A 12184-nucleotide genomic window follows, 5' to 3' on the forward strand; every position below is an offset into this window, starting at 1 on the left:
TCAAAATTGCGTCAAAACCTTGGGCCCGGCGATCAAAGGCCGGCTTTGCGCAGGCGCTCGGCGTGGCGCAAGTAAAGCTCTATGGGATAAGGCATCGTGGGGTCTGTGCCCTTGCATGCCCTGCCGCCCCCAGGGTTGATGGCCTCCATATGGTCCATTGGATAGTCGGAGCGAATGACCTTGCCCAGGTGCGAACTGAAGCGCCCGACCAGGCCGTCGTTCTGCCCGGCTTCGGTGATGAAGTATTCGGAAAAGGCGCGGCAGAAAACCTGCAAGGGCTCCAATGCTTCCCCGTTCGTCTCTCGCACGGTGCCGCTCCATGAGTAGTAGCGCACGCCATTGACCCTGCCCGGGCCGCTCCCGCCCCAATTCTTCGGCAGGCCCTGGGGGTATTTGTCATTGAAGGCGCCCACGCCTTCAGTGGTCAGCGTCGCCAGAGCAGCGACGGCGGCCGAAGGTAATGCTGGCTGGCCGCTCAGCAATGAGATGAAGTTGGCAAACAGCGTGGCGACATTCCTTGCCACATGCCCAGGCAGCCGTCCGGGCGTAAAGGCCTTGGCCAGGAAGTCGGCCAGTTCGGAACCATGGTTGGGGCCGCTGATCGACGTGACCGAGGCGACCCTCTCAGGTGCGAGCGCGGCGGCATACCGGGCGGCTAGCGCACCTTGGCTATGGCCGATCAGGTTGACCCGGGCGGTACCGGTGCCGGCCAGGACCCGATCGATCTGGGCCAGCAGTTGTTCACCCCTGGCCTCGTTGGAGTGGGTGGCCGACAAGTACGGGATGAACACCCGGGCCCCGCCTTTGCGTAGAGCCTGTTTGATGTCATGGAAAAGTTCGAAGCCGCCGATCCTGTCAAACCCGAACAACCCATGGACCAGCAGGATGGGAAATTGAGTGGTTGCATTCCTTTGCATGTTCGTACCCTTTTCGAAGAGGTTCACCTTGAATTTGCGACCTCACTCTAATGCAGGCTTGTCGTGGGCGGTGTAGGAAGAAACCGCCCTGAGCCAAGGAAACCGGAATAGAAAAAGTGGGAAGAATGAAATATGACCCGGCGGTGCTTAAGTATGTAGGAGGTCTCCTATAAGCGTTGTCGTTTGCAGCTACAGGTTCGAATGCCAAGGACCACTCTCGCTGTCGTCTTGTCTGGCTGAGGATTTGGCGCGAGCGGGTTTTAATGGCACCACCCGGGCGCCGTTATGCGAACGCTGCCTTTATCCAAGGACTGGAGTCTATACATGATCAACTACCCACCCATTCAACGATCCCGTTCACCCTCAGGAACAAGGCTGCCGCCACCGGTACTGGCCGCAGCCAGGAAAGGGGTGATCAACCCCGCCTGGCCCAAGACCGTGATTGCCGTCAAACCGTACCCGATGATGACGTGTGGGGATGAGGTGCTGCTGCGTTGGCACGGCCTCAACAATGATGGCGAACCCTACCGACACGAAGTGGCCGGGTTCGTCACCGAGCGGCATGTAGGACGAGACGTTGTGTTCGTTATACGCGAACCGCATATCGCCGAGCTGGACGGCGGTTCGCTGGAGATCTCCTACCAGGTGACGGGCAAACGACTGCCGGCCACCCTGCTTTCGGAGCTCCTGCAACTGGACATCGGCGATGTATCGCCGCGTCTGCTGCCCGCCATTGCCCGCGATGCGATCGGTGGCAGCCTTGATCCAAACCGGGTGCCTGAAGGAACGTGGGTGAGCATTCGGCCCTACGCCAGGATGGCGGTCGGCGATCGGCTGATCCTGACGGCCAGTAAGGATTCAGAGGCACTGTGGCGCGATGTACTGGACATAGAAGCTCATGCGGTGGGCCGCGAGGTGTCGCTCTGGATCGATCATGCACTGATCGCTCCCCATGTGGGGCACGAGCTGGCCTTGGCCTATGTCGTCAGGCGTGGACATTCGGTGCGTCGTGCCGAGCCCTTGTCGTTGCCCATCGGTCCGCTGCAGCGACCTGCGCTGAAGGCGCTTCAGGTTCGGGGGATGAATGATGGATGGCTGGATGTCGATGACCTGCAAGAGGGCGTGACGATTGTCATCGACGAGCCCGGGCTTGAGGCGGGTGAGTTGGTCTGGCTGCAGTGCAATGGCAACTCGGCCTATGTCCTCGAGCGTGAAATCACCGAGGCCACGGCAGGCCAACCGCTGGTTTTCGTGGTGCCTGCTCGGTACTGGCAGGAGCAGCGCGACAGATCGGTGAGGATGTTCTATCAGGTCGAGCGCCTGGATGACGTCAGCCAGCGTTCCGAGTGGGTGACGGTCCAGGTTCGTTCCAGGACGCCGGACTGATCCAAGGCGTGCGCAGCCCTTGTGGGAGCGAGCTTGCTCGCGATGGCGTCAGGTCAGCCAGCATCAATATTGACTGGTACACCGCTATCGCGAGCAAGCTCGCTCCCACAAGGGGGCCACGCCGAGCCCGGGTTCCAGGAGGCGGTGGGCTAGGGACTCAGGCTGGCAATCGCAGCCTGCGATGAGCCTCGCGCAACAATTGCTCGGTAGACTCCCAGCCCAGGCAACCGTCGGTGACCGAGACGCCGTAGCGCATCGACGGGCCCAGCGGTTGGCAGCCTTCGAACAGATGGCTTTCGAGCATCATGCCGATCAGGGAACGGTTCCCTTGCAGCCGTTGTTCCAGCACATCATTGAACACCTGCGGCTGGCGCAACGGGTCTTTGCCGCTGTTGGCGTGGCTGCAGTCCACCATGATCCGGGCCGGTATCTTGAGGCGGGTCAGGTCGTCGTGTATCTGTGTGATGCTCTGGCGGTCATAGTTCGGCCCACGATGGCCGCCGCGCAGCACCAGGTGGGTGTCGGGGTTGCCCGGCGTCTGGATGATCGCCGGATGCCCCTGGCTGTCGACGCCGAAATGCCGATGGGGGTGGGCGGCAGAGCGCATGGCGTCGCAGGCAATGCCGACCCCGCCGTCCGTGCCGTTCTTGAACCCTACCGGCATGCCCAGGCCGCTGGCCATTTCCCGGTGGATCTGCGATTCGGTGGTGCGAGCGCCAATGGCGACCCAGCTGAGCAGGTCATCGAAGTAATTGGCGGCCATGGGTTGCAGCAGCTCGGTGGCGACGGGCAGGCCCAACTGCAGCATTTCGCGCATCAGCTCCCGGGACAAGGTCAGGCCGGCGGCCATGTCATCGCTGCCATCCAGGCCAGGATCGTAGGCCAGGCCTTTCCAACCCACGGTCGTGCGGGGCTTTTCCACGTAGGCGCGCATGACCAGCAGCATGCTGTCGCTCACGTCATGGGCCACACGAGCCAGGTTGGCGGCGTATTCGAGGGCGGATTTCGGGTCATGGATCGAGCAGGGGCCGACGATGACCAGCAGGCGGGAGTCTTTACCGTCGAGGATCGCGCGGATGGCCTGACGATGGGCGTCCACTTGGTGGCTCAGCGCGGTACTGAGCGGCAATTGGTGCTTGAGTTGCAACGAGCTCGGCAGACGCAGGGTCAGGGCTTCGTTGGCAGGGTTGAGCGTGGACAGCGGCAAAGCGGAAACGGACGAATTCATGATTTTGGCTTCCTGGACGGGCGGCGGGTTCGTTCCCGCGCGCCGGTCCTAGTGGGGTGTTCGACAATTGGCCGGATGGGCCCGCAATTGAGGCTTGCCACCGGTAGGTGACCGATCGGAGGCGGCAGGCTGTCCCGAGCGGTGGCTGGTAAATCGCCAGGCGGTAAAACTGTCGTAACGGTAATAAGTGGCGTAGTTCATGGCTCGATCCTCAAGTTGTCGGGTGCTGCAAATGTTTGGGGCCGGAAAAACAAAACCCCCGGTCGGGAGGCCGACCGGGGGTTTTGGAAAACTCTGGAAGGCGACCCGTTTAAAGTGGGCGCCGGTTGGGTATCAGGCGCGCCAGTGGCTAAACCAATACCCAAAATAAAAGCTGACCGGAGTTTGAACACTGTTCGCCCAGGCAGCCGCAACCGAGCGCGGGGCGCTGACGGTATTAAGCGGTGAGAGGGCGTTGAGCATGGTCTGTCTCCGATGAATGGCCTGAGCTTACTAGAGGGCGGGGCGCCGGTTCAATCAGAAAATTCTATCGAGGCCATGCAAGTGTTCGCCCTGGCTTGAGTCCGCAGGGCTTTATGACACACTTCAGGTTTGCACCGACTTCCAGGGATGAACCATGACCGTTTCAGTCTTCGCCGCCGCCCAGTCGATTTCCATTGCGGGGGACGTTCGCGCCAACCTCTCGCACCATCAGCGCTTCATGCGGGCTGCCGCTGGACAAGGCGTGCAATTGCTGGTCTTTCCGGAATTGTCGCTCACCGGTTACGAACGTGGCCTGGCGGCGGAGCTGGCGATCCTGCCGGAGGATGTCGTACTGCAACCGCTGCGTGACTTGGCGCAAGCGCTCGGCTTGACTGCCGTGGTGGGTATGCCGATTCGGCTGACGGCAGACGGCCCGGTGTTGATCGGCGCGTTGGTCCTCTGTGCTGATGGCTCCCTCGGGGTGTACAGCAAGCAGCACCTGCACCCAGGGGAAGAAATTGCCTTTGCCCCGGGCCACGGCGGCTCCATGCTGACGATGGGGCAGGCTCGCATCGCGCTGGCGGTGTGTGCGGATTTTTCCCACGCCGGCCATGCTGCCGCGGCAGCCGGGCAGGGCGCTACGCACTATGCCGCAGGGGTGTTGATCACCGAGGGCGGCTATTTACCCGATACAACGTTATTGCAAGGTTATGCCCGGCAGCACGCCATGACCGTGCTGATGGCTAATCATGGCGGCGCCACCGGAGGTTGGGAGTCGGCGGGCCGCAGTGCCATTTGGGGCCCGGACGGTTCGCTGCTCGCGGCAGCACCGGGCACTGGCGAGCTGTTGGTAATTGTTCGCCGCGACGTCAACGGCTGGGCCGGGCAAGTCGTGCCGGTAGCAGTGCTTTAATGAGGTATTCATGAGCTTCGAATGGCGTGCCGCAACGAACGGGGATATTGACTTTGCCCGGCAACTGACCTGCGACAACATGCTTGCCTATTACCTCAGGCATGATTTGCTCTGGCAGGACGAAGCGTTTGATCTGGCCTGGGTCATTCGCCAGAACTGGATAATCAGCCGTGCAGGCCAGGCGCTGGGTTTTGTCAGCCTCAGTCGCGATGCCCGGGCGTTGTATATTCGCGAATTGCAGATTGACAAGGCGTTCCGCGGCCAGGGTGCCGGTACCTGGGCGATCGGACAGGTTTGGGATCTGGTGGGGCTGGAGCGTCGACCGGCGCTGCGCCTGACGGTGTTCAAGGAAAATCCGGCCCGGGCGTTGTACGAACGCATGGGCCTGCGGGTCGTGGGCGAGGATGAGTGTTTCCTGAGGATGCAGCGAGACGCCGGTGCTTGAAGCCTTGGATGCCGTGCCGATAAAGATGCGTTGTAACTTTTATCTGTCCCTTTGCGCTAGGTCTGCGGGATGCTTTTTTGCTAAGGTGTTGTGCAACCCAAATAAGACCAAATCGTGAGGTGTCTGCTTGATTAGGGTGTTAGTGGTCGATGACCATGATCTCGTCCGTACGGGCATTACACGAATGCTGGCTGACATTGATGGCCTGCAGGTAGTTGGCCAGGCTGAATCTGGGGAAGAGTCCCTGATCAAGGCGCGTGAATTGAAACCCGATGTGGTGCTGATGGACGTCAAGATGCCTGGCATCGGCGGCCTTGAAGCCACGCGCAAGCTGCTGCGCAGTCACCCGGACATCAAGGTGGTCGCGGTTACCGTCTGTGAAGAAGATCCATTCCCCACCCGGTTGTTGCAGGCGGGCGCGGCGGGCTATCTCACCAAGGGCGCTGGCTTGAACGAGATGGTCCAGGCCATTCGTCTGGTTTTTGCCGGGCAACGCTACATCAGTCCGCAAATCGCCCAACAATTGGCGATCAAGTCGTTCCAGCCCACCAACGATTCGCCTTTCGATGCGCTGTCGGAACGGGAAATCCAGATTGCCCTGATGATTGTCGGTTGCCAGAAAGTGCAGATCATCTCCGACAAGCTGTGCTTGTCGCCTAAAACCGTCAACACCTACCGTTACCGTATCTTCGAGAAGCTTTCGATCAGCAGTGACGTCGAATTGACATTGTTGGCGGTGCGCCACGGCATGGTCGATGCCAGCGCCTGAAATGACTGAATTGTTTGATCCCAGCGCGTTCCTCTCCACTTGCAGCGGTCGCCCCGGCGTGTATCGCATGTTCGACAGCGACGCGCGCCTGCTGTACGTCGGCAAGGCCAAGAATCTCAAGAAGCGCCTGGCCAGTTATTTCCGCAAGACCGGCCTCGCGCCGAAGACCGCTGCCTTGGTGGGGCGCATCGCGCAAATCGAAACGACGATCACCGCCAATGAAACCGAGGCGCTGCTGCTCGAGCAGACGCTGATCAAGGAATGGCGCCCGCCGTACAACATCCTGCTGCGCGACGACAAATCCTACCCCTACGTGTTCTTGTCCGACGGGGCATTTCCGCGCCTGAGCATTCATCGGGGCGCGAAAAAGGCCAAAGGGCGATATTTCGGCCCTTACCCCAGCGCTGGAGCGATTCGTGAAAGTCTCAGCCTGTTGCAGAAGACCTTCTTCGTTCGCCAGTGTGAAGACAGCTACTACAAGAACCGCACCCGGCCTTGCCTGCAATACCAGATCAAACGCTGCAAGGCGCCTTGCGTGGGGTTTGTCGAGCCACAGGTCTACGCCGAGGACGTGCGTCACTCGGTGATGTTCCTGGAAGGCCGCAGCAATGCGCTGACCGATGAACTGTCGGCGGCCATGGAAGACGCGGCGGTCAACCTTGAATTCGAACGAGCCGCCGAGCTGCGCGACCAGATCGGTCTGCTGCGCCGCGTGCAGGACCAGCAAAGCATGGAAGGTGGCAGCGGTGATGTGGACGTGATCGCCGCGTTCATCAACCCGGGCGGCGCCTGCGTGCATTTGATCAGCGTGCGCGGCGGTCGTGTGCTGGGCAGCAAGAACTTCTTCCCCCAAGTGGGTATCGAGGAAGACGTGGCCGAGGTCATGGCGGCTTTCCTGGGCCAGTACTACATCAGCAGTCCGGAGCGCGACTTGCCTGCCGAATTGATCGTCAACGTGGTCCATGAGGATTTCCCGGCCCTGATCGAAGCCATCGATACGCTTCGCGGTCGCGAACTGACCATCAGCCACCGCGTTCGCGGCACCCGTGCCCGTTGGCAGCAACTGGCCGTGACCAACGCCGAGCAGGCCCTGGGCGCGCGCCTGGCCAACCGGCAGCACGTGGCGGCGCGGTTCGATGCCCTGGCCGATGTCCTCAACCTGGACGAGCCGCCGCAGCGGCTGGAGTGCTACGACATCAGCCATTCCAGCGGCGAGGCGACCGTGGCGTCCTGCGTGGTGTTCGGTCCGGAAGGCCCGATCAAGTCCGACTACCGCCGGTACAACATCGAAGGCGTCACGCCCGGCGATGACTACGCGGCGATGCATCAGGCATTGATGCGACGCTTCGGCAAGCTGAAGGACGGGGAGGGCAAGTTGCCGGACATCTTGCTGGTGGACGGCGGCAAGGGCCAGTTGTCCATGGCCCGCGACGTGCTCAATGAGCTGATGGTCCCCGACCTGATCCTGCTGGGCGTGGCCAAGGGCGCGACGCGCAAGGCCGGTTTCGAGACCTTGTACCTGAACGATGCCGCCCATGAGTTTACCCTCAAGGGCGATTCGCCGGCGCTGCACCTGATCCAGCAGATCCGCGACGAAGCCCACCGTTTTGCCATCACCGGACACCGTGCCCGCCGTGGCAAGACGCGCCGTACGTCTACACTGGAAGGTGTGGCAGGCGTCGGCCCGACGCGTCGTCGCGATTTGTTGAAACATTTTGGTGGATTGCAGGAACTGTCTCGTGCCAGCATCGAGGAGATAGCCAAAGCACCCGGTATCAGTAAAAAGCTCGCTGAGTCGATTTATGCAAACCTGCACAGCGAGTAGAATGCCCGTCAACCTCGCAGCCAGTTGTGCCGATGAATATCCCAAATCTGATTACCGTCCTACGCGTCCTGCTCATTCCGATCTTCATTTTGCTGTTTTATTTGCCGTACCACTGGAGCTACGTGGCCTCCGCCTCGGTCTTCGCCTTCGCCGCCGCGACGGACTGGTTGGACGGCTACCTGGCCCGACGCCTGGAACAGAGCACACCGTTCGGTGCCTTCCTCGACCCGGTGGCCGACAAGCTGATGGTCGCGGTGGCCCTGGTGCTGCTGGTACAGGAACACGGCAACCTCTGGCTGACCCTGCCGGCGGCGGTGATCATTGGCCGCGAAATCGTCGTCTCGGCACTCCGTGAATGGATGGCCGAACTGGGCGCCCGCGCCCAGGTCGCCGTGTCGAACCTCGGCAAATGGAAAACCGCCGCGCAGATGCTCGCGCTGGTGATCCTGCTGGCCAACCCTTCGGACTTCAGCTTCTGGGTGCTGTTGGGTTACGGACTGCTGCTGGTTTCCGCGGGCCTGACGCTGTGGTCGATGGTCCAATACCTGCGCGCGGCATGGCCACATCTGCGGACGGATGTAGAGCCGAAATAAAACTTTTTTGAATCAAGGGGTTGACGGCGTAATCTGAATCTATAGAATGCGCCACACCAAGACGCGGGAATAGCTCAGTTGGTAGAGCACGACCTTGCCAAGGTCGGGGTCGCGAGTTCGAGTCTCGTTTCCCGCTCCAATTATTTTTCTATAGACTTCCATTGAAGTATGTAGAAACCAAAGAAAGAGGCTTCGGCCTCTTTTTTAGTTCCAGTAAAGTCTATTTTGGTACATCAATATCCACGAATTTTTAGTACATTTTTTAGTACATAAATTCGACGCTTGATAAATCAGTTTTTAGAGCTGCTTGGCACTCCGAAAACGGTACAACCCTCCTTCATCCATATGAGTGGAGTTAGTACAATGGTCCTTACCAATACGGCGGTCCGACACGCCAGGCCTCGCGCCAAAAACTACACCCTTCCTGACTTTGATGGCCTTGCGCTTTTCGTGAATACGAAAGGCACCAAGAGCTGGCACTTCCGTTTTTCTTGGGCGGGCAAACAGCCTCGTATTTCGCTCGGTACTTATCCTGAAATAGGTCTACGCGATGCTCGCGCTCTGCGCGATATCGCCAGGGCGCTGGTCGCGAAGGGTCTCGATCCCCGCGATCAGCGACGCCTTGAGCGCAATGCCAAACTGTTGGCCGAGAGAACACATTCTTAGGTCGATGCGGTACAAATTTTCGGCCCTTAGGGGAGCGGGACCGCCCGGGAATTCAAGCGGTGCTGAACTGGGTTGTCAACTCTTTCGGTCTGTTGCTGGTCTTTAGCTCGCCCGCACACCTGAAAGCTAAGATCGTAATCCTTAGACTTTCAGTCCCAGAGTCACCGTGCGGATCGACGGCATGGCGCGCTCCCTCAAACCTATCTATGCATCCAGATGAATGGAGGCTAGGCTAGGGCTGGGGTTATCAAAGATATGCTAGGATTGGATAGCGCAGATAACTGATGAGGAGATTTCCATGAGCGTTACAGAGCAGTCGGGCGTCTCCACCTTGGTCGGTACGCCTAAGGAGGCTCGGGCGAGCTTAAGCCGCTCGCATGCGGACCGAGTACTGGTCGTGTCTTTTGATCAGGTCAACCTCAGCGTATTTGAGGCGTTGGCGGAAAACTTCGCCAATGTGGCTTCTTCGATGTACGAGGTGCTGCAGGAGCGTCAGGACCCGAAGTCGCTGGAGCGACTGGCCGAGGTGTTTGTGACGCGTAAGCCGCCTTCGCCTCGCTTGCTCAAGGAAGCGGCAATGCTGGTCCAAGCCCGCAAAGCGGTGTTGGAAAGCGGTGATTGGCTGACCGCCGCAGACATCGCCCAGGTGGCCCAGTTGAGTACTAGAAACCCGAGTGCCCAGCCCAACAAATGGAAAAAGCAGGGGCAGATCTTTGCCATCAGCCACGGCGGGGTCGACTATTTCCCTGGCTACGGCTTGGACCCGGACGCGGGCTATCGGCCGTTCAAGGCATTAGCCAAAGTTATTGAGGCTTTCGCTGGGCACAAGGACGGCTGGGGCATGGCTTACTGGTTCCGCTCAGATAACAGCTTTCTGGGCGGCAAAAGGCCTCAGGATCTCTTGGCATCGGCGCCTGATCGGGTGATTGCTGCCGCACAGGATGAAATCCAGGGCGTTGTCCATGGCTAAGCAGCGTACCGAGTCCAGTGAGGGTAGGGCGACGCCTCCCGGGGATTTGGCGGCGTCCGTTACCCCAGTGTCTGGGGCCACGTTGCACGTCACTTTTACCGTGATCGCCAAAGGCGATGTGCTTCACCGTGTGCACCAGGATAAGTATCAGCCTGATCAATTCAATCCTGGAATGCACGGCAACGCACGCTTCAGCCCGATCCAGGATGATCAGGGGCGGGCGATTCCCACCTTGTATGGAGGCACGACAGTCGATTGCGCCTTGATGGAGACCGTCTTCCACGACGTTCCCCATACGGCTGGGTTTAAGAGCTTCGACAAAGGCAAGCTGACTGGACAGGTGCATTCTGCCGTCCAGGTTAGCCAACCGCTGCACCTGGTTGATCTGTCCAGCGTGCCACTGCGGAAACTAGGCATCACGCGCAAACAATTGATCGACACTGAGAAAGATCAATATCCTGCGACGCGCAAATGGGCCGAGGCAATCCACCGTCAGTGTCCAGATGCCCAAGGGCTGTCTTGGGTGTCGCGACAAGATGATTCGGCACGTGCGGTGGTGCTCTTCGGTGACCGGATTCCTGACGGCGCACTCCATCCGCAGGGGGCGTCATGCAGCTTGACCGGCGACCCGACTGTGTTCGACACGGTGCTCAATCTGGCAGAGCGGATTGGGGTCGTTATCATCGCGGGAAAAAGCTGAGTCAAAATGACCGAACAGTGGCCCCTGGAATCCGCTCTCTGGGGCTGGAATTGCCATTCCTCAGTCATTAGATCTTGCTGAAGACGGCGGGCTTTGATGGGGGCATTGATGGATTCTTCCGTACAGGCTTGCGTAGCATCGACGGTCAACAAATAGGTCTTCTGTGCGTTCTAGGAGCGGACGGTGCTTGTCCCGGAACACGCAGCAATAACATGATGGCTGGCTCCGTGCTGGCCTAAAATGCGGAGCTCGGTATGGACGTCAACCAGATGTTAAATGATGAACTGGTGAGCCGGCTGGAAGAGAAAATTCCAGCCATGGCGAAAGGCGCGATTAAGGCGGCCTATATCAATACGCTGGCGGCCGGACTCAATGTGATGGAAATCAGGAATGGCATGCTCGTTGAAACAACGGCCGATGGTCCGCACACGGTTATTCGGATGGCCAAGCCCAAGCATAAGGTAGCTTCGGGCAGGATTATCAAGGTGCGCCACCTTTCATAATGGGAGGTTGAGAGCGCCCGTATCTTCACGATTTCGCCGCGCAGCGCGCGGGAAATCTGCATATTCGTCATGCAGTCTTTGTGCTTTGCGCGAAAGATAGTCGCCAAGCTCGCCATCGCATGGGCCGTCAAATCAGTGACCCTGGGCTCTCAGCTTAGCCAAGCCCTGCTTGATGTGTCCGGCATTTTCTCCGATGGTGTGAAGTGCACCTCGGACGTTGGCACCAATCTCCGCTGCACCTTGGTCTTCTACCTTCAAGGTAAGCTCCATCACCGCGGCCTCCAAGGCGAGCTGATTTTGGTACAGCCGCTCGAGCACATCAGAAAGTGAATATTCGGTGGGCATTGTTTCGACTCCAATCGAGGACTCAAGAGCGTAGCAGCGGAAGGGACGGAAACCAAAGGGCGGTAGGCCGAGAAAGTACTTGCTGAGATTCAGTGGCAGCAATCGGCCGATTCTGTTGAAAAAGTCGCTCCGTTCAAACTGCCTGGAAAATTGACCGGGGAAAACGCCATTTTTGCACGCTGCTACGTGAAATCTGAGCCCAGAAGCTTTAGCCAAAAGTAAGGATTTCAATCTCAGATGCGTACTTTTCTGCCATGGATACCAAGGCCGACTTTTCCAACAGAATCGGCCAATAGCTGCCGGCCGTAGAGGGCCGTCTTACCACCAAAAGCAACAGCGCTAATCGGGTGCAATTGCCGGTCATCTCTGATGCTCCGCGCTGCTCACCCCATTGCGTTAGCTCCATGATTGCGGCTTCAAGCGCCATTTGGTTTTGATTGATTTTGAACAGTCGGGGAAGGA

At 59.3% G+C, this 12184-nt stretch carries 13 protein-coding genes, 1 tRNA gene and 1 pseudogene; 11 read left to right on the forward strand and 4 right to left on the reverse strand.

Annotation, left to right across the window (positions count from 1 at the left end):
• Positions 1-32 precede the first annotated feature (32 nt).
• Positions 33-917 carry an esterase/lipase family protein gene (locus AD659_RS12260; RefSeq protein WP_053121544.1) on the reverse strand — a complete coding sequence of 295 codons (885 nt, stop codon included), beginning with the start codon at positions 915-917 and terminating at the stop codon, positions 33-35.
• A 411-nt stretch (positions 918-1328) separates the two neighbouring features.
• Here AD659_RS12260 and AD659_RS12265 point away from each other — a divergent pair, with 411 nt between their 5' ends.
• A complete protein-coding gene (locus tag AD659_RS12265; protein WP_053121546.1) occupies positions 1329-2303 on the forward strand; it encodes a hypothetical protein in 975 nt (324 codons plus the stop codon).
• Between the two features lie 157 nt (positions 2304-2460).
• On the opposite strand, the gene AD659_RS12270 is transcribed toward AD659_RS12265, so the two are convergent.
• Positions 2461-3531 (reverse strand): 3-deoxy-7-phosphoheptulonate synthase, encoded by a 1071-nt coding sequence (locus tag AD659_RS12270; RefSeq protein WP_053121547.1) that lies wholly within the window; start codon positions 3529-3531, stop codon positions 2461-2463.
• A gap of 48 nt (positions 3532-3579) precedes the next feature.
• On the reverse strand, positions 3580-3732 hold the full coding sequence (locus tag AD659_RS29965; RefSeq protein ID WP_167352868.1) for a hypothetical protein: 153 nt from the start codon (positions 3730-3732) through the stop codon (positions 3580-3582).
• A 415-nt stretch (positions 3733-4147) separates the two neighbouring features.
• Between AD659_RS29965 and AD659_RS12275 the strand changes: the two genes are divergently transcribed.
• The 10 genes and pseudogenes from AD659_RS12275 (at position 4148) to AD659_RS12315 (ending at position 11377) form a co-directional block, all read left to right on the forward strand.
• Complete coding sequence (locus AD659_RS12275) at positions 4148-4906, forward strand: carbon-nitrogen hydrolase family protein (RefSeq protein ID WP_053121549.1); 759 nt, start codon at positions 4148-4150, stop codon at positions 4904-4906.
• Between the two features lie 10 nt (positions 4907-4916).
• Complete coding sequence (locus AD659_RS12280) at positions 4917-5351, forward strand: GNAT family N-acetyltransferase (RefSeq protein ID WP_053121552.1); 435 nt, start codon at positions 4917-4919, stop codon at positions 5349-5351.
• Between the two features lie 127 nt (positions 5352-5478).
• On the forward strand, positions 5479-6120 hold the full coding sequence (gacA, locus tag AD659_RS12285; RefSeq protein ID WP_003200277.1) for a response regulator transcription factor GacA: 642 nt from the start codon (positions 5479-5481) through the stop codon (positions 6118-6120).
• 1 nt (position 6121) lies between these two features.
• Complete coding sequence (gene uvrC / locus AD659_RS12290) at positions 6122-7945, forward strand: excinuclease ABC subunit UvrC (protein ID WP_053121587.1); 1824 nt, start codon at positions 6122-6124, stop codon at positions 7943-7945.
• Between the two features lie 32 nt (positions 7946-7977).
• On the forward strand, positions 7978-8538 hold the full coding sequence (pgsA, locus tag AD659_RS12295; protein WP_014338708.1) for a CDP-diacylglycerol--glycerol-3-phosphate 3-phosphatidyltransferase: 561 nt from the start codon (positions 7978-7980) through the stop codon (positions 8536-8538).
• Positions 8539-8601: 63 nt separating this feature from the next.
• A tRNA-Gly gene (locus AD659_RS12300) sits at positions 8602-8677 on the forward strand.
• A 224-nt stretch (positions 8678-8901) separates the two neighbouring features.
• A pseudogene (locus tag AD659_RS29205) lies at positions 8902-9189 on the forward strand (Arm DNA-binding domain-containing protein); the annotation flags it as partial.
• A 313-nt stretch (positions 9190-9502) separates the two neighbouring features.
• Complete coding sequence (locus AD659_RS12305; RefSeq protein WP_053121554.1) at positions 9503-10174, forward strand: hypothetical protein; 672 nt, start codon at positions 9503-9505, stop codon at positions 10172-10174.
• Between the two features lie 82 nt (positions 10175-10256).
• Positions 10257-10874: an RES family NAD+ phosphorylase gene (locus tag AD659_RS12310; protein WP_408003298.1), complete on the forward strand. Its 618-nt coding sequence runs from the start codon at positions 10257-10259 to the stop codon at positions 10872-10874.
• 254 nt (positions 10875-11128) lie between these two features.
• The gene (locus tag AD659_RS12315) at positions 11129-11377 is read left to right on the forward strand and encodes a hypothetical protein (protein WP_053121558.1); all 249 of its coding nucleotides are present in this window, start codon (positions 11129-11131) and stop codon (positions 11375-11377) included.
• Positions 11378-11509: 132 nt separating this feature from the next.
• On the opposite strand, the gene AD659_RS12320 is transcribed toward AD659_RS12315, so the two are convergent.
• Entirely contained in the window at positions 11510-11722 is a 213-nt protein-coding gene (locus AD659_RS12320; RefSeq protein WP_043042088.1) for a hypothetical protein, read from the reverse strand.
• Between the last annotated feature and the right edge of the window lie 462 nt (positions 11723-12184).

This window comes from Pseudomonas thivervalensis, assembly GCF_001269655.1.
In the GTDB taxonomy this organism is placed as follows: domain Bacteria; phylum Pseudomonadota; class Gammaproteobacteria; order Pseudomonadales; family Pseudomonadaceae; genus Aquipseudomonas; species Aquipseudomonas thivervalensis.

Coding starts and splice junctions, on each gene's coding strand:
- AD659_RS12260 (WP_053121544.1), bottom strand. CDS start 917: ATGCAAAGGAATGCAACCACTCAATTTCCCATCCTGCTGGTCCATGGG.
- AD659_RS12270 (WP_053121547.1), bottom strand. CDS start 3,531: ATGAATTCGTCCGTTTCCGCTTTGCCGCTGTCCACGCTCAACCCTGCC.
- AD659_RS29965 (WP_167352868.1), bottom strand. CDS start 3,732: ATGAACTACGCCACTTATTACCGTTACGACAGTTTTACCGCCTGGCGA.
- AD659_RS12275 (WP_053121549.1), top strand. CDS start 4,148: ATGACCGTTTCAGTCTTCGCCGCCGCCCAGTCGATTTCCATTGCGGGG.
- AD659_RS12280 (WP_053121552.1), top strand. CDS start 4,917: ATGAGCTTCGAATGGCGTGCCGCAACGAACGGGGATATTGACTTTGCC.
- uvrC (WP_053121587.1), top strand. CDS start 6,122: ATGACTGAATTGTTTGATCCCAGCGCGTTCCTCTCCACTTGCAGCGGT.
- pgsA (WP_014338708.1), top strand. CDS start 7,978: ATGAATATCCCAAATCTGATTACCGTCCTACGCGTCCTGCTCATTCCG.
- AD659_RS12305 (WP_053121554.1), top strand. CDS start 9,503: ATGAGCGTTACAGAGCAGTCGGGCGTCTCCACCTTGGTCGGTACGCCT.
- AD659_RS12315 (WP_053121558.1), top strand. CDS start 11,129: ATGGACGTCAACCAGATGTTAAATGATGAACTGGTGAGCCGGCTGGAA.
- AD659_RS12320 (WP_043042088.1), bottom strand. CDS start 11,722: ATGCCCACCGAATATTCACTTTCTGATGTGCTCGAGCGGCTGTACCAA.